Source organism: Streptomyces sp. NPDC007905, assembly GCF_042959345.1.
Classification (GTDB): domain Bacteria; phylum Actinomycetota; class Actinomycetes; order Streptomycetales; family Streptomycetaceae; genus Streptomyces.
This window is the reverse complement of sequence record NZ_JBIBKS010000002.1, coordinates 319,371-335,368: the sequence shown is the minus strand read 5'-3', so window position 1 is coordinate 335,368 and position 15,998 is coordinate 319,371. Positions and strand designations below refer to the sequence as shown.

General features: G+C 74.6%; 13 protein-coding genes and 1 pseudogene. 8 read left to right on the top strand and 6 right to left on the bottom strand.

The window, feature by feature from the left end; genetic code table 11:
• The first annotated feature begins 106 nt into the window (after positions 1-106).
• The gene (locus ACFZDC_RS05235) at positions 107-457 is read left to right on the top strand and encodes a hypothetical protein (RefSeq protein ID WP_391320264.1); all 351 of its coding nucleotides are present in this window, start codon (positions 107-109) and stop codon (positions 455-457) included.
• A 31-nt stretch (positions 458-488) separates the two neighbouring features.
• Here ACFZDC_RS05235 and ACFZDC_RS05230 read toward each other — a convergent pair whose 3' ends face one another.
• Positions 489-1,454, bottom strand: a complete 966-nt coding sequence (locus tag ACFZDC_RS05230; RefSeq protein ID WP_391320263.1) for a nucleoside hydrolase — start codon at positions 1,452-1,454, stop codon at positions 489-491.
• Between the two features lie 31 nt (positions 1,455-1,485).
• A complete protein-coding gene (thrS, locus tag ACFZDC_RS05225; RefSeq protein WP_391320708.1) occupies positions 1,486-2,709 on the bottom strand; it encodes a threonine--tRNA ligase in 1,224 nt (407 codons plus the stop codon).
• Positions 2,710-3,017: 308 nt separating this feature from the next.
• Here thrS and ACFZDC_RS05220 point away from each other — a divergent pair, with 308 nt between their 5' ends.
• On the top strand, positions 3,018-3,800 hold the full coding sequence (locus ACFZDC_RS05220) for a hypothetical protein (protein WP_391320261.1): 783 nt from the start codon (positions 3,018-3,020) through the stop codon (positions 3,798-3,800).
• A 67-nt stretch (positions 3,801-3,867) separates the two neighbouring features.
• Here ACFZDC_RS05220 and ACFZDC_RS05215 read toward each other — a convergent pair whose 3' ends face one another.
• From ACFZDC_RS05215 to ACFZDC_RS05205, 3 genes are all read right to left on the bottom strand, one after another.
• Positions 3,868-5,211 (bottom strand): tetratricopeptide repeat protein, encoded by a 1,344-nt coding sequence (locus ACFZDC_RS05215; protein ID WP_391320259.1) that lies wholly within the window; start codon positions 5,209-5,211, stop codon positions 3,868-3,870.
• A gap of 563 nt (positions 5,212-5,774) precedes the next feature.
• Positions 5,775-6,920: a hypothetical protein gene (locus ACFZDC_RS05210; RefSeq protein ID WP_391320257.1), complete on the bottom strand. Its 1,146-nt coding sequence runs from the start codon at positions 6,918-6,920 to the stop codon at positions 5,775-5,777.
• A 64-nt stretch (positions 6,921-6,984) separates the two neighbouring features.
• On the bottom strand, positions 6,985-8,139 hold the full coding sequence (locus ACFZDC_RS05205) for a SpoIIE family protein phosphatase (RefSeq protein ID WP_391320255.1): 1,155 nt from the start codon (positions 8,137-8,139) through the stop codon (positions 6,985-6,987).
• Positions 8,140-8,283: 144 nt separating this feature from the next.
• Here ACFZDC_RS05205 and ACFZDC_RS05200 point away from each other — a divergent pair, with 144 nt between their 5' ends.
• Positions 8,284-8,745 carry a hypothetical protein gene (locus ACFZDC_RS05200; RefSeq protein ID WP_391320253.1) on the top strand — a complete coding sequence of 154 codons (462 nt, stop codon included), beginning with the start codon at positions 8,284-8,286 and terminating at the stop codon, positions 8,743-8,745.
• Between the two features lie 265 nt (positions 8,746-9,010).
• Positions 9,011-9,952 (top strand): hypothetical protein, encoded by a 942-nt coding sequence (locus ACFZDC_RS05195; protein WP_391320251.1) that lies wholly within the window; start codon positions 9,011-9,013, stop codon positions 9,950-9,952.
• Positions 9,953-10,349: 397 nt separating this feature from the next.
• Here ACFZDC_RS05195 and ACFZDC_RS05190 read toward each other — a convergent pair whose 3' ends face one another.
• On the bottom strand, positions 10,350-11,696 hold the full coding sequence (locus ACFZDC_RS05190; protein ID WP_391320249.1) for an aminotransferase class I/II-fold pyridoxal phosphate-dependent enzyme: 1,347 nt from the start codon (positions 11,694-11,696) through the stop codon (positions 10,350-10,352).
• An 88-nt stretch (positions 11,697-11,784) separates the two neighbouring features.
• On the opposite strand from ACFZDC_RS05190, the gene ACFZDC_RS05185 reads away from it, so the two are divergent.
• From ACFZDC_RS05185 to ACFZDC_RS05170, 4 genes and pseudogenes are all read left to right on the top strand, one after another.
• A complete protein-coding gene (locus tag ACFZDC_RS05185; RefSeq protein WP_391320247.1) occupies positions 11,785-12,591 on the top strand; it encodes an alpha/beta fold hydrolase in 807 nt (268 codons plus the stop codon).
• Entirely contained in the window at positions 12,584-13,540 is a 957-nt protein-coding gene (locus ACFZDC_RS05180) for an endonuclease/exonuclease/phosphatase family protein (protein ID WP_391320245.1), read from the top strand. The genes ACFZDC_RS05185 and ACFZDC_RS05180 overlap by 8 nt, the downstream gene beginning before the upstream one ends.
• Positions 13,541-13,579: 39 nt before the next feature.
• Complete coding sequence (locus ACFZDC_RS05175; protein WP_391320242.1) at positions 13,580-15,520, top strand: FUSC family protein; 1,941 nt, start codon at positions 13,580-13,582, stop codon at positions 15,518-15,520.
• 102 nt (positions 15,521-15,622) lie between these two features.
• Positions 15,623-15,998, top strand: a pseudogene (locus tag ACFZDC_RS05170) (Toxic cation resistance protein); the annotation flags it as partial.

Below are 15,998 nucleotides of genomic sequence, written 5' to 3'. Positions count from 1 at the left end.
TCTTTCGTTCCGCTCCTTCGAGCTTCTGCGATGGGATATCCATGTCCATGGCCAGACGTGTCACCGCACGCCGCCTGCTGGGGACCGGCGCCGTGTCGCTCGCCCTGTGGGGCCGGACCACCCCGTCATCAAGGACAAGCTGATCGCGGCCTGGAACGGGGGGACGAAGGACTGCACCAGCACCGAGGAGTCGCCGTCCCCGACGCCGAGTGCCCCCGCGTCCGCCACGGCGTCCACCCCGGCGCAGGACTCCGCCACGCCCACGCCGAGCGCCACGGAGTCGTCGTCCACCGGCGCGCCGGCTCCGGCGCCTTCGGCGCATGGCGGGGGTGGTGACCTGGCCGGGACCGGTGGCGGCGGCAACTCCGGGCCGATCGCGGATGGGGCGGCCGTGCTGGTCGCCGGCGGCGCCGCGATCGTCGTCGCGGGCCGGCGCAAGCGGGCTGCTCGGGGCTGACGGTTCCGGGAGGCTCCGCCCCCACCCCGTCTCAGCGCTCGACCGTCTCCAGGTACAGCTTCACGAAGCGGTCCACGTCCACCTCCAGGGCCACGTCCACCAGGGCCTGTTCACGGGCGCCCTCGTGGATCTCGGACTCGCCGGGGCGGGGGCGGCGGTCGACGAGCGTCTGGCCGCGGGCCGGGCCCGGGGCGAGGACGACCTCGACCGGCAGGAGGCGGGTGGTGATGCCGGCCGGGTCGGCGACCGCGCACACCGCGCCCGCGTCGCCGAGCCCGCCGGCCTCCTCCGCCTGCGGGTCCTCGCCCTGCGCGGCGGGCCGGTGGGCGAGGAGCTCGCCGGCCAGCCGGGTGCCGGGATCGGTGCTCGCGCGCAGCCGGTGGACGTCGGTGGCGGGCACGACGACCTGCATGAAGACGTCGAGGTCGTACATCGTGATCGGCACACCCGCGGTGAGCAGGACCGCCGCGGCCTCCGGGTCGTGCCAGACGTTGAACTCCGCGACCGCTGTGGCGTTCCCGGTGGCGACCGCGCCGCCCATGAACACGATCCGCTCGATGTTGCCGGTCACCTCCGGGTGGGTGCGCAGCAGGAGCGCGATGTTGGTGAGCGGGGCCGTCGGGATCAGGGTCACCGGGCGCGGGGAGGCCAGGATCTCCCGGCGGAGGAGGGTCACCGCGTCCACGGCGACGGGCGTGCGGGTGGGCGCGGGCAGGCCGAGGTCGCCCATGCCGTCCGCGCCGTGCACGTGCCGGGCCGGACGGGCGGGTTCGATCAGCGGGCGCTCGGCGCCCCGCGCCACCGGGATGCCGGGGGCGGCCGCCTGCTCCAGCACGGTCAGGGTGTTGCGGACCACCCCGTCGACGTCCGTGTTCCCGGCCACACAGGTCACCGCCCTGAGGTCCAGGCCCGGGTGGCGTACGGCGAACAGCAGGGCCAGGGCGTCGTCGACGCCGGTGTCGCAGTCGATGATCACGGGGATGGGCTCACCGGTCACGGCGGACTCCTTCCGTCGTATCGACACTAGATCAGCACCACAGTGCGGTGCCCCGTGCCGCAACCCGGTCGGCGATGCGCCGCAGCAGTTCGGGCACGGGCAGGGCGCCGGGGCGGCGGCCGTCCCGCAGTCGCAGGGCCGCGAGGCCGGACCCGGCCTCGCGCTCGCCGATCACCGCCTGGTACGGGACCAGGCGGGCCGCGCGGACGCGGGCGGCCAGGGTGCCCTGTCCGGGAGCGGCGAGTTCGGCGCGCAGGCCCAGGGAGACCGCCTCGCGGACCACTGCCGCCGCCCGCTCCACCTGCTCCTCGGCGACCGGCAGCACCGCCAGCTGCACGGGGGCCAGCCAGGCCGGGAAGGCGCCGCCGTGCGCCTCGAGGAGGTGGGCCACGGCACGCTCCACGCTGCCGATGACGCTGCGGTGCACCATCACCGGCCGGTGCTTCGCGCCGTCGGCACCGATGTAGTGCAGGTCGAAGCGGGCGGGCTGGTGGAAGTCGATCTGCACGGTGGACAGGGTGGACTCGCGGCCGGCCGGGTCCGCGATCTGTACGTCGATCTTGGGGCCGTAGAACGCGGCCTCGCCCGCCGCCTCCTCGTACTCCACCCCGGCCTCGGCGAGGACCTCCCTCAGCAGTGCGGTGGCCCGGCGCCACAGCCCGGGGTCGGCGACGTACTTGCCGCCCTCGCCGGGCAGTGAGAGGCGGTGGCGTGCGGCCTCGATGCCGAGGTCGGCGTAGGCGCGGGCGATCAGCCCCAGGGCGGCACGGGCCTCCTCGACGGCCTGGTCGAGGGTGCAGAAGATGTGGGCGTCGTTGAGCTGGATGGCCCGCACGCGGGTCAGACCGCCGAGCACACCGGACAGCTCCGCCCGGTACATGGTGCCCAATTCGGCGATGCGCAAGGGTAGTTCGCGGTAGCTGTGGGAGCGGGAGCGGTAGATCAGGGCGTGGTGGGGGCAGAGGCTGGGGCGCAGGACGACCTCCTCCGACTCCTCGGCGCCGAGGCTCATCGGCGGGTACATGTCGTCGCTGTAGTGGTGCCAGTGGCCGGAGATCTCGTACAGCTCGCGCTTGCCGAGCGCCGGCGAGTACACGTGCCGGTAGCCGGCGGCGCGCTCCGCCTCCCGGATGTACTCCTCCAGGGTGTGCCGTACGACCGCCCCGTCCGGGAGCCAGTAGGGCAGGCCCGCGCCCATCAGCGGATCGGTGTCGAACAGGCCGAGTTCACGGCCGAGGCGGCGGTGGTCGGGCATCCGGTCGTTCATCGGGGTCTCCTCACTGCGGGAGGCGGACACCCCGGTGCGCGCGAAAACCCCGGGGCGTTCGCCCCGGGGCTGCGGACTGGGTCAGGTGTCAGCGCGCCGGGACGGTCTCCGGCGTCGTCGTGCTCTGCGGACACTGCTGGGCGCGCTGCATGGGACGACCCTAACCACGGCCCCGAGCCGGAGGCCAGGGAATTTCCCCGTCCCTCACCCGGACGGCCCGGAGCGCTGGTGGGCCGGTCCGGCCGATGGTGCCGTGAGAGGAGGCACTCCCACCGGCCCGCCCAGGAGGCACCCCGATGACCGCTGCGATACGCCCCCGTGCCCTCCCCCGCGCCGCTCTCGCCGTCGGCCTCCTCACCCTCACCGGCTGCGCGGCCCTCGGCCTGGAGCACCCGCCGACCGCGCACCAGCCCCTGCCCACCGTCGACCAGCCCTCGCCCCCGCCGAAGGCGTCGGCCCGGGGCGACGGATCCACGCTCACCGACGAGCAGGCGCGGGCCGCGCTCCTCAAGGAGTCCGACCTCGGCGCCCCCTGGTCCGCGACGCACGGGGCGGCCACCTGGCGGGACGGGCTGCTGAAGGCGACCACCACGGCCGGGGAGTGCCAGCGCCTGCTCGACGCCCTCTACACCGACGAGCTCCTCGGCGCCCCCGCCCGCGTCGCCGTCGGCCTCGACGACGCCGACACCGACGCCCAGCTCCGCTACCAGATCGGCGCCCGCCGCCCGGCGGACGTCGACACCGCGCTGGCGTGGCTGAGGACGATGCCGCTGCAGTGCGCCCGGTTCACCGCCACCTCGGAGGGCGGCCTGCTCGAGGACGTCCAGGTCGTGGACGCCCCGCTGCCGGACGTCGGGGACGTACGCCAGGGTCTGCGCGTGACCCTCGCCACCAGGACGTCCGACGACGCGCCGGTCGTCCTCACGATGGACGTGGCCGCCGTCCGCGTCGGCGAGGACGCCTTCGCCTTCACCAACGCCGGTCTGGGCGACGTACCGAACGACGCCACGCAGGCGGCCGTCCAGATCGGCGCGCTGCGCCTGGAAGACGTACGGAGACAGGGCCGCGCCCAGGTGTGACGGGCACCGGATGGGTCGGCCGGCCGCTTTCTCCCGGCGGATACGTCCCGGCGCCGCACCGGGGTCCTCACAGAGGCGGCTGCGCCGGGGCCGGACCCAGGGTCGTGGTGCCGGGGGCCGTGCGGTGGCCCAGACCCGTCCGGTAGGCGTCCAGGGCCGCCTCCACCCGGCCCGTGCGGCGCAGGAGATCGCCGAGCAGGCGGCAGAGGTCCGCCAGGTCACCGGCCGCGCCGGCGCGCTCCAGCAGGCTGAGCGCGCGGACGTAGTGCTCCTCGGCGGCCTCGGTGTCGCGGGCGTCCTCGGCGATGATGCCGAGGAGGCGGTGGGCGGCGGCCGCGTGCACGGCGCCGCGTTCGGAGGAGAGGTCGCCGAGAACGCCGTTGAGGAGGTCGGCGGCCTCCGCCGACTTGCCGCGACGGTGCAGGACGTCGGCCAGTTCCACGGCGGCCTGGCTGCGGTAGAGGGCGGCCCGGGTCTGCGAGAGCATGGTGAGGGCCTGGCGCAGCTCGGCCTCGGCGCGGTCCAGTTCGCCGTCCTGGGCGCAGACGTAGCCGCGCATCCAGTGACAGTTGGCGAGTTCGGTGCGCAGCCGGAGCTGGCGGTAGAGCCCGGCCGCCTTGGCGAGGGAGGCGTCCGCCTCGGCGACCCGGCCCTCGGCGAGCAGGGTGCGGGCGACCGAGCGGTGCATACGGGCGATCAGCGCGGGGTCGGCGGCCTGCGGGGCCAGGGCGAGGGCGAACTCGGCGGCCTGGGCGGCGCGGGCGTGGGCTCCCATGTCCATGTAGGGGCCGATGGCGCTGGCGTAGAGGAGCAGCAGGGCGTCGGGGTCGTGCAGGCCGCCGCGGTTGAGTTCGTCGAGGGTGGATTCCAGGAGGTAGACGGCGTAGCGGAGTTCGCCGGCGAGGTAGTGGGAGACCGCGCGGCCGCGGACGGCCGGGACCCGGGAAGGCAGGGACTCCCCCGCCAGACGCTCCTCGGCGCGCTCGAAGTGATCGCGTCCCTGCGTCAACTCACCTGTTTCCAGGGCGCATTCACCCAGCCCCAGTAATGCCGTGGCCTGTTCACGGGCGAGCCCGTGGGCCTCCGCCTCGGTGAGCAGCGTGGCGTACTGCGCCGCGGCCGCCTTCGCCTTTCCGTCGGCGAGCGTGCGCTGGGCCTCGGTGAGCCGCAGCCTGAGTCCGGTGGCGAGGTGGGCGGGCCGGCCGACGGTCAGCTCCTCGAGGGCGACGCCGAGACGGCCCGCGATGTGCCTGAGCGCCTCGTCGGAGGCGCGCGCCCGGCCCGCCTCCAGGGTGGAGATGTAGGCGGGTGTGTAGGCGGGCTCGGCCAGTTGCCTCTGGGTCAGCCCGCGTTCGCCGCGCAGCTGCTGAACCCGCCGCCCGATGACCTCGGGGTCGTCCCGTTCCCGCATCCCCTGCTCCCCCAACTCCCTTGGCAGCCCTTGCCGTTCGTGTTCCGCAGCCCCTAGGTTAAACGGCGGATCAAGCATGCTTAACAGGCCGCTTGTTGTTGCGAGGTCGCCGTGCACGGACGTACATCCGCACCCTACGGACGCCCCACCGCACGGTACTGGCGAGGTGTGGCGGCAGCCGTGCTGGCCGTCGCGGCCCTGGTCACGGCGGCGAACGCGGGTCCGGCCCGGGCGGCGGACGCCCCCTCGGGCCCCTCGGCCGTGCAACGGCCGCAGCCCTGACGGAGCCCTGGGCAGGGCGCGTTCGGGACGTCCGCGTCCCCGTACCGGCCCCGACGGACAGGGCGAGACCCTCCCGGTGAAGTTCTCTGCGGTCCCGGGCAACCGCAGCCCCCGCTTCGCGCCCGATCCGTCCACGGTCGTCCCGAGCGTGCGGGCGCCGGCCCCGGGAGCGCTCGGACTTCCGGATGCGCTCGGACTACGTCAACAGCTCGTCGGGCGACACCGCGAACTCCACGACGTACGGCCCCTGGAAGTACTTCACCTTCACCAACCGAGGCCGCCTACTGGGCCTGGAGCTGCCGCAGGTGCCGCTGGACGTTCTCCAGCGCGCCCTGCCGACGGCCCGGCACCCTCAGCCTCAACTCCGCGAGCGCAGGCCCGAGTTCACGGGCCCGCGCCGCGTCCTTGATGCACCCCCACTGGTGGTGCGCCCGGTCCGCGGCCGCCTCCACGGCGGGCGCGTCCGGCGCCTGCCCGGCCGCCAGCCGCACTCCGGCCACGCTCAGCCAGGCCCGGCAACTGCGCACCGCGTCCCCGGCGAACATCGCCAGATCGGCCCGTACTTCGGCCCAGTGCAGGGCGTCGTCGGAGGCCGGACCGTGGGCACGTGCGGCGGCCTGCTCATGCCGGGCGGCGAGCGCATCGGCGTCGGCATGCCGCCCGGCTTGAACGGCGGCACTGATGGCGGCGTGGGGATCACTTCCGGCGGGCGGCCGCACGGGCTGCACGGCTCCCCGCCCGTCCGGCGTTCGAGGAGCGGGCAGTTCCGTCCGGTACGGGGGTCCGGGCGCGAAGCCCCCGGGCCCCGCCAGCACCAGGTCGCGGCCCGCGCTCGCATCCGCGATCCGCGCCCACGCCTGCTCGTGCAACTGCGCGAGAGGCGGCCGGTGTCCACTGCGCAGCAACGTCGCCACCGCCTTCATGTACGACGGCTCGGCCGGGCCCCGCCGGCCGGGCGGCGGCGCGATGCGGCCGTACACCGCGGCGGTGCGCCCCGAGTCCAGCGGACGCTCGGTCAGGTGCCGCCAGGCCTCCGGGTCCGTGTGCAGGTCGACGACGAGCGCGGTGTCCCGGGCCGAGCGCAGCCTCAGCTCCTCCCGGATCCAGTGCCAGGGCAGCGCCGTGTAGCGGACGGTGGCCGGGGTGGTGCGGGCCAGGGCGAGGTGGGGCAGGCGCTGGCGGCGGTCCAGGAGCAGTTGCCCGGTGACGTACACGGTGAGCGGTCCGGGCGCGGCCGCGGCGGCGCGCAGTCGGGTGAGGACGGCCTGCGGCTCGAGCGGGTCGGCGAGTTCGACGACGTTCGCGGTGTCGGTGCCCGACAGTACGGCGGGGGCGACCGCGGCCAGCACGGGCAGCACACCGGCCGCGTCCACCAGACGTCCCCGGCCCAGCGGCGAGGCCGCGAGCAGCAGCACAGTTCCGGGCATCGTCCCTCCCCTGTGGATCGCCCTACAGCCAGCACCGTAACCGCTGCGGCTGCAAAGGCGCCTCTCAGGACCGCAAACGTCCCCGTACGGGGGCTTCGCCCACCGTCCGCCGCACGGCGAAGACCGTGGTGTCGTCGCCCAGGCGACCGCCGCTGTGCCTGAGCACGCCGTCGCGGACCCGGCGCACCAGCCGCCGCGGCTCGGCCCGGCGCGGGTCGGCCGCCACCGCCCGGGCCACCTCCCGGACCAGCGGGTAGAACTCCCCGGCACCGTCCCGCGCCTCGGTCACCCCGTCGGTCACCAGCAGCAGGGTCTCCTCGCGGTCCAGGGGCACCCGGTGCACGCGGGGGCCGTCGTCCACGAGGTCGCCGCACCCGAGGGGCAGACCGTCGCCGCTCGGCAGGGCGCGGACGCCGTGGGGGCCGACGGCGAGCGGCGGCTCGTGGCCGAAGTTGACGAGTTCGACCGTGGCCGGGTCCTCCTCGCGGAAGCCGAGCAGGACCGCGGTGGCGAAGCGGTCGGCGTCGTCCCGGCCGAGGGCGGTGGTGTGCCTGCGGTGCCGGTCCATGCGCACCTCCAGCCGCTCGGCGACGGTCGCGAGGTCCGCCTCGTGGTAGCCGGCCTCCCGGAAGGTGCCGAGCAGCGCGGCGGCCGTCTCCACCGCGCCCAGGCCCTTGCCCTGCACGTCCCCGACCAGGACACGGGTGCCGTGCAGGCCGGGCTGGATGTCGTAGAAGTCGCCGCCCACCCGCGCGTCGACGTCCGCGGCCAGGTACACGCCCGCGTGCTCCAGGGCCGCCCAGTTCGGCGGCAGCGGGCGCAGCACGGTACGCCGGGTGGTCTCGGCGATGTCCCGCATGTGCAGCGTCTGCCGCTCGCGGCGCACCCGCACGGCGGAGACCAGCGTGGCCAGGACGCCGCCGAGGGCGACCAGCACGAAGTCGGCCAGTCCGGCCTGGTACTCGGCCGGCCAGGCCCTGTCCGCCAGGACGTAGGTCACCACCGACAGCAGGGCGTACCCGGCAGTCGTCCACACCCCGCAGATCGCGGCGGCCGTGCCGGGGACCAGCACGATCCAGGAGATGATCCGGAACCGTTCGGTGGTGTTGAAGTCCACGAGCACGATGCCGACGAGCAGCAGCAGGGGCGGCACCCAGGCGATGCTCCGCCCGCGGACCCGCAGCAACTGCCGCCGGCTGCGGTATTCCACCTCCGTCACGGCGGGCAGCCCTCCATGTGCTTCAGACAAACACGGGAACATACCGGCCGCATCCGGGCACTCGTCACCCTCCTGGCCGAGTTGCCGGGGCGTCCCGCCAGGTGTGCCCTGGAACCGGGGGCGAGGAGAGAGAGGAGTGCTCTCATGGCTCAAGCTGCACCCGCGCCCGGCGCAACACCCCGGCCCACCCGTGCGGCCGTGACCAGGGGCCCCGCGCCCGACGTCTTCGACGCGCGCACCCACCGGATCGCCCGGCTGACCGTGCCGGTCCTGCTGGGCCTGGTCTACGGCTACTGGGCCGCGGCCAACCGCCGCAGTGGCAGCCCCGTCACCGGCTGGAACCTGCTGTTCGGCTTCGTCACGGCGATCCTGTTCGCGGTGGTGCTCATGGCCATCCTGACCATGGCCCCGCGCATGCGGCGGGAAGCGCGCGCACTGACCTGGACCGCGTTCGTCGGCTGTGCGTTCGGGTTCCTGTACAGCCAGACCGGCGAATCGATCCTGAGGTCGATCGGGATGTCGCTGGCGATCGCGGCGGTCACCTTCGCCGTGTTCTTCTACCGGTACTACACGCGCGAGGACGCGACCGGGCACCGAGTCGGCTGAGCACGCGGTACATGCGTGGGCCCCGGCCGCCGTCCGGCCGGGGCCCACGCACTCCCCTGTGTCGCTCCTCGCCGGCCGCAGGTCGCGGTGGTGCGCGAGCGCCGGCCTCCTTCTCCACAGACCAGGAAACACCCGTCCGGGTGAACCCTCCAACAGGAGTGCGCGATCCCCGGTTCCCGCCGGGGTGCGGCCGTTCGGCTCGGCCGTTCCCCCGAACGCAGTCGTACCGCTCGCGCACCCGGCCCGGACGTCCTTGCCTGGGAGGGTGCCACCACGTATCAGGAGCGCCCTGTCGGCCGTACTGATCGCCCTGTCCTGCCTCCTCGTGCCGTTCGGCGCGCTGGCCGCCTGGGCGTCGTACGGGCTCGCCGACACGGGCCGGTACGTCACCACCATGGCCCCGCTCGCCGCCGACCCGGACGTGCGGGAAGCAGTCGCGGCGACGGTCGGGGACGGCATCCTGCGCGAGGTGGACCACAAGATGGACGTCCGGCCGCTGCGCGGCTCGGTCGCCCCGTTCGTGCACGACGCGGTGCGCTCCTTCACCCAGACCCGCGCCTTCCGGATCGCCTGGGACACCGGCAACCGGGTCACGCACGACGCCGTCCTGCGCGCGCTGCGCGAGGAGGACCCCGCCGAGGACGCGCCCGAGCGCCCGGTCACCGTCGACCTCGCCCCGGTCACCGCCCAGGTCAAGCAGCAGCTCACCCACGACCACATTCCGCTCGCCGCGCGCATCCCGGTGGAACACACCGCGGTCCCCGTGCTCCAGGCGGGCGAGGTGGCCCCCTTGAGGAAGGGATTCCAGGTGCTCGAAGTCGCCGGCTTCTGGCTCCCGGTCGCGGCCGTCGTCTTCGCCGCCACCGGGATCGCCCTGGCCGTCCACCGCCGCCGGGCCGTCGCGGCGACCGCGCTGGGCACGGCCCTGGGCGGCGCCCTGCTCGGCCTTGCCCTGACCGTCGGGCGCGGTCTCACCCTCTCCGGCCTGCCCGCCGACGTGTCCCACCCGGCCGCGGGCGCGGTCTACGACGCCCTCACCGCCACCCTGCGTACCGTCTCCTGGCTCCTGCTCGGGCTCGGCCTCGCGGTGGCCCTCACGGCCTGGCTCACCCGCTACCTGCGCCTGCCCCGCCCCGCACGACACCGACGAGGATCCGCAGAGCCCGCGCCGCCCCCGGCTCCGACACCGACACGAGCCCGAGCCTGACGGCGTCCGGGGCCCGGGGTCCGGCCGACGCCTGACAGGTCCGGGGTCCGGGGTCCGGGGTCCGGCCGACGCCTGACAGGTCCGGGCCGGCTCGAGCCGACCTGGAAGGCGGCGCCCGGCGTCACGGCGACCCGCCGAGCTCCTGCGCCACTCGACCTCACGGCCCCTTCACCCGCTGTCTCCGCCGGTTCCACCCCGAGCGACACCGACGAGGATCCCCAACCCCCGCGCCAGCACCGGCACCGGCACCGGCACCGGCTCAGACACCAGCACAAGCCCGAGCGCGACGGCGTCCGGGACCCCACTCGGGCCGACACCTGACAGGTCCGGGCCCGGGCCGACCTGGAAGGCGGCGCCCGGCATCACGGCGACCCCTCCGAGCTCCTGCGCGGACTCGTCACCCGCTGCCTGCGTCCGGCCCGCCCCGCGCGACGTCGGCGAGTGTCCGCAGAGCCCGGGTCAGCTCCGGCTCAGGTACCGACGCGAGCCCGAGCCTGACGGCGTCCGGGGTCCGGCTCGGGTCGACCGAGAAGGCGGTACCCGGCGTGACGGCGATCCCCTGCGCCCGCGCGGCCGCGGTGAAGGTGTCCGCCCGCCAGGGCGCCGGCAGGTGCCACCAGGCGAAGCAGGCGGCCGGATCGGACCGCACGTCGAATCCGTCCAGCTCCTCGCCGACCAGCCGCTGCCGCAGCCGCGCATCCCGCCGCTTGGCGTCGACCAGCCGTGCCATGGTCCCGTCCCCGATCCACCGCACGGCCGCCTCCAGCGCGAAGGACCCCGCGCTCCAGCCCCCGGACCGGACGGCCCGCGCCACCGCCTCGGCCCGTCCGGCCGGTGCGGCGACGAACCCGACGGTGAGCCCCGGCGCGACCCGCTTGGACAACCCGTCGACCACGTGGACGAGCCCCGGGGCGAGGGCGGCGAGCGGCGGTTCGTCGCCCTCGTGCAGGAAGGACCAGGTCCGGTCCTCCACGACCGGTGTCCCCAGGCTGTGGACAACCTCCGCCAGTTCCGCCCGCCGCTGCGGGCCCAGGGTCAGCGAGGTCGGGTTGTGCAGGGTCGGCTGGAGGTAGAGGGCGGACAGGGCTGCGGTGCGGTGGGCGGCGGCGACCGACGCCGGGAGCGGCCCCTGGTCGTCGGCCGCGAGCGGGACGAGGGTGCAGCCGAGCCGGGCCGCGATCTGCTTGACCAGCGGGTACGTCAGCGGTTCGACCCCGACCCGGCCACCCGGCCGAACCAGGGAGGCGAGGGTGGCCGCGATGGCCTGACGGGCGTTGCCGGTGAAGAGGATCCCGTCGGGGTCGGGCCACCCGGCGCCGGTGGCCACCAGCCCGGCGACCGCCTCCCGGGCCGCCCGAGTACCGGTGGCCGAGGCGGGCCGCAGCGCCTCGGCCAGCGCGTCCGGCCGCAGCAGCGGGGCGAGGGCCGGGGCCAGCAGCTCCGCCTGCCCGGGTGCGGACGGGTAGGTGAGCTCCAGGTCCACGGGTGCGGCGCCCGCCGCTTCGGTCAGGGCATGCCCCGGCTGCGGGTCCGGCTCGGTGGCCCGGACGAACGTACCGCGCCCGACCTCGCCCACCACCAGACCGCGGCGCACGAGTTCGGCGTACACCCGCCCCGCCGTCGACGCGGCGACCCCGTGCCGCCGGGCGAACGCCCGCTGCGGCGGCAGCCGCTGTCCCGGCCTGAGCCGGCCGCGGCCGATGTCACCGGCGATCCGGTCGGCGATGCGCCGGTAGTCGTCCACAAGTCCCCCTGCTGTGCGGACACCTCGGATTGCACCGCGGGCAAAGATTTTATTGCACCGAGAAGTTGGGGCACCTAGGGTCGATCACATGCCACCCTTCCTCTCATACGAGGACAAAAACCCCGGAGTTTCCTCCCGGGTGCCTCTCGTCCTCGTCCACGGCCACCCCTTCGACCGCACGATGTGGGCCCCGCAGGTGACCGCGTTCTGCGCCGCCCGCCGGGTGATCGCCCCCGACCTGCGCGGCTACGGCGCCTCCCCCGTGACCCCCGGTACCGTCCCGCCGGCCCGCCACGCCCAGGACATCGAGGAGCTGCTGGACTTCCTGGCGGTGGACTCCTTCGTGCTGGCAGGCCTGTCGATGGGCGGCCAGATCGCCATGGAGTGCTTCGACCGCTTCGGGGACCGCGTGCGGGGCCTGGTCCTCGCGGACACCTTCCCCGACCCCGAGACACCCGAGGGCAGACGCGGCCGGCGCGCCATGGCCGACCGGCTGCTCGCCGAGGGCATGCGCGGCTACGCCGACGAGGTCCTGGAGAAGATGGTCGCACCGTACGCCGCCCCCGAGGTCAAGGCCCACGTCCACCGCATGATGACGGCCACCGCCCCGGAAGGCGCCGCGGCCTCGCTGCGCGGCCGCGCCGAACGACCGGACTACCGCGGCCTGTTGACGACGGTGACGGTCCCCGCGCTGGTCGTGGTCGGCGCCGACGACACGTACACACCGGTCGCGGACGCGGAGGCGATGCACGCGGCGCTCCCGGACTCCGTGCTGCACGTCGTCGAGGGCGCGGCCCACATGCCGAACCTGGAGCGGGCGGAGGAGTTCAACCGGGTGTTGGAGAAGTTCCTGACGTCGGTGGACGACCGCTCGTACGCTCGCCCGTGTGACTGATCGCGCCGGACGCAGGCCGGGTTCCCGGTGTGCCGGACTGCTCCTTGCCGGGGTGAGCGTGATCCTCGGCTGCCGGGCGGCCGGCACCGACGGCATCACGCCCGTGCCGCAACTGCTCGCCTTCCTGCCCTGGCTGCTCGTACCGGTCGGCCTCGGCCTGCTGTGCGCGCTGCTCGCCCGCTGGTGGCCGGGGCTGGTGTGGGCGATCGCCGTACTCGGCGTGCTGGCCTGGTACATGGATCCCTACGGCAGGATCCACGAGCCCGGCGGCCTGCCCCTCGCCTCCCTCCGGGTGCTGACCTCGAACGTCGAGTTCGGGCGCGGCACCCCCGCCCTCGTCCCGCAGATCCGCCGCCATCGCCCGGACCTCGTCTTCGTCGAGGAGTGCGAGTACACCTGCCAGGCCACCCTGGAACGGGACTTCGCCGACACCTACCCGCACCGGCAGGCCGTCGCGGCGGGCGGCTCCCGGGGATCCCTCGTCCTCAGCCGCTTCCCGCTGAGGGCGACGGCCGGCGTCCCCGGCACGATGGGCATGCCCGGCGCCGTCGCCGACGTCCGTGGCCACGCCGTGCGCGTCCAGCTCGCCCACCCCATGCCCCCGCTGCCCCGCCAGGTCGGCCTCTGGCAGCGGGAACTCGGCCGGCTCCGCGCCTTCGCCGCCGCCGACACCCGCACCCCCACCATCCTCGCGGGCGACTTCAACGCCTCCCAGGACCACGCGGCCTTTCGCCGCATCCTCGACGCCGGCCTGACCGACGCCGCCCGCCTCGACGGGCACGACCGCACCCCCAGCTGGCCCTCCCGCACCGCCTCCGTCCTCGGCGCCCAGATCGACCACGTCCTGCTCTCCCCGGACTTCTCCGCGACCGACGCCCGCTTCCTGCGCCTGACCGGCACCGACCATCGCGCGCTCGTCGTCCACATCACGCTCCACCAGCGCAGATGACCCCCGGGCCGGCCCGGGCGAAGTGGTCATAATGGGCGCATGTCCCGCGAGTTCCCCATCGGCCTCACCCCTCCCGACTGGCTGGTCCGGAACCTCCAGCCCCACCAGGCACCCCTCAACTGGGCCGCGACGGCCCGCGCCGCACTCGCGATGACACTGCCCCTGGTGATCGGACTCGCGGCCGGACAGCCGGCGTACGGCGCGCTCGCCTCCATGGGCGCCCTGTCCGGCGTCATCAGCGACACGGCCGACGCCTACCGGATGCGCGTGCTCAACATCGCGGTCCCGCAGCTCTTCGGCGCGATCGGCGTCACGCTGGGCTCCCTGGTGTACGGCCAGGGGTGGTACGCGGTCGTCGTCGTCACCGGTGTCGCACTGGTGTCCGGAATGATCTCCACGATCGGCGCGGTGGCCTCCGTATCGGGACTGCTGCTGCTCCTGAACAGCGTGCTCGGCGCGGGACTTCCGCTCCCCGGCGCCTGGTGGGTGGCACCGGCGCTGATGACCGGTGGCGGCCTGCTCGTCCTCGCCCTCGCCCTGCTCGCCTGGCCGCTGCGGGCCGGGGTGCCGGAGCGCGCGTCGGTCGCGGCCGCCTACCGCACGGTGGCCGACCTGCTGGCCGCCTGCGGGGACCCGGACCGCTACATCACCACCCGCTTCGACGTCACCCAGACCCTCAACCAGTCCTACGACCTCATCCTCGCCCACCGCGCCCGCCACCACGGACGCAGCCGTGAACTGGCGCGGCTGCTGGCCCAGTTGAACGCGATCACTCCCGTGGTCGAGGCGGCGCCCGCCGTCCACCTCACCGGCCGGCCGCTCCAGCCGGAGGTCCCCGAGGCCCTCCGCCAAGTGGCCCATGCCATCGAGACCGGCTACACCGGCCCCATAGGCCTGCCACACCTGCCCATCCCCACCACCGAGACCACCCGGGCCATGGACCACGCCGTCCGCCACGCGGCCGAGGTGGTCAGCGCACCCGATGTCGACCCGCGCGGCATCGACGACCGCCTCGGCCGCCCCGCCGCGCTCGGCATGCGCACCGCGGGCGCGGCCCGCAACGTCGTCCTTTCGGCGGGCTCCTGGCGCTACGGCCTGCGCCTGGCCATCTGCATCGGCATCGCCCAGGCCCTGGTCTCCCTGATCCCCGTCCCGCGCTCCTACTGGGTCGCCCTGACCATCACCTTCGTCCTCAAGCCCGACTTCGGCTCGGTGTTCTCCCGGGCGCTGCTGCGGGCGCTCGGCACGGTGGTGGGGCTGGTCGTCGCGGCTGCGGTACTGGCGGAGGTGCCGCCCGGCTGGTGGGACGTACCCGCGATGCTGCTGCTGGCCCCGCTGGTCCCGGCCCTGACCCCTCGCGGCTACGGCTACCAGACGGCAGCCATCACCCCGGTGATCCTCCTGCTCTCGGACATCCTGGACCACAAGGGCACGGCCCTGCTGCTGCCCCGCCTCCTGGACTCCCTGATGGGCTGCGCGATCGCCCTGATCGCCGGCTACCTCCTGTGGCCGGAGAGCTGGCACACCCGGGTCGGCGACCGTCTGGCCGACGCGGTGGCGGACACGGCGGCCTACGTCGAGGCGGCCTTCGGCACGGACGCCGACCCGGCCGCCCGCGCCCGTATGCGCCGTCGCCTCTACCGGGACCTGTCGACCATCCGCACGGAGTTCCAGCGGGCGCTGACCGAACCACCGCCCACCGGCCGGCGCGCCGCCGCCTGGTGGCCGCTGGTCGTCGCCGTGGAACGCATCGTCGACGCGACGACGGCGGCCTGGGTCCGGGTCCGCCACGGCTCCCCGGCTCCGTCGGCCGTCGAGATCCGCCAGGTGGCCCTGCAACTGCGCGAACTGTCGGAGAGCGTACGCCGGGCGGAAACCCTCACCGCCGTCCGTACCCATCTGACGGGCCCGTCCGGCAGCGTGCTGGAACCCCTGCGCCAGGAGGTGGCCGCGGCGCGGACGATCACAACACCGCATTGACGGCTCGGCCACCGTCCGAAACCCGACCCGGGGCCGCTAACCTTACGTGTCCGTCCTGGCCAGGGATTAAACGGGCATCAACTCACGCGAAGGGTTGCGCACATGGGCATTCTCACTCTCCTGCGGAACGCATTCGGCCGCTCACGCAAGGGACGAACGGCTGAGGCAGAGGGTGCGGCCCAGTCCCCCGCGCCGCCGGCCCAGACCCAGCCGAAGCCCGTCCCCACCCCCGAACCGGCCCAGGTCCCCGAGCCCCGCACGTCCTCCCCCGGAGAACACGACCTGGTCTCGGCAGCCTTCGACAACATCACCGTGCCGAGGCAGGCCACAGATCCAGGGGCAACCCCGACGTCGCCCACGGAGACCGAGCCGGCGCCTGCCACGGAGGCCGCGCTGGAACTGGAGCTGGCGACCGTAGCCAAGCCGCTGACGGAGCCGGAGGCGAAGGCGGAGCCCGAGGCGGAGGCAGTGGCGAAGG

Bases quoted from the DNA above. Each gene is read 5' to 3' on its own strand.
- thrS (WP_391320708.1), bottom strand. From the start codon at position 2,709: ATGCCCGACCACCGCCGCCTCGGCCGTGAACTCGGCCTGTTCGACACC.
- ACFZDC_RS05220 (WP_391320261.1), top strand. From the start codon at position 3,018: ATGACCGCTGCGATACGCCCCCGTGCCCTCCCCCGCGCCGCTCTCGCC.
- ACFZDC_RS05215 (WP_391320259.1), bottom strand. From the start codon at position 5,211: ATGCGGGAACGGGACGACCCCGAGGTCATCGGGCGGCGGGTTCAGCAG.
- ACFZDC_RS05210 (WP_391320257.1), bottom strand. From the start codon at position 6,920: ATGCCCGGAACTGTGCTGCTGCTCGCGGCCTCGCCGCTGGGCCGGGGA.
- ACFZDC_RS05200 (WP_391320253.1), top strand. From the start codon at position 8,284: ATGGCTCAAGCTGCACCCGCGCCCGGCGCAACACCCCGGCCCACCCGT.
- ACFZDC_RS05185 (WP_391320247.1), top strand. From the start codon at position 11,785: ATGCCACCCTTCCTCTCATACGAGGACAAAAACCCCGGAGTTTCCTCC.
- ACFZDC_RS05175 (WP_391320242.1), top strand. From the start codon at position 13,580: ATGTCCCGCGAGTTCCCCATCGGCCTCACCCCTCCCGACTGGCTGGTC.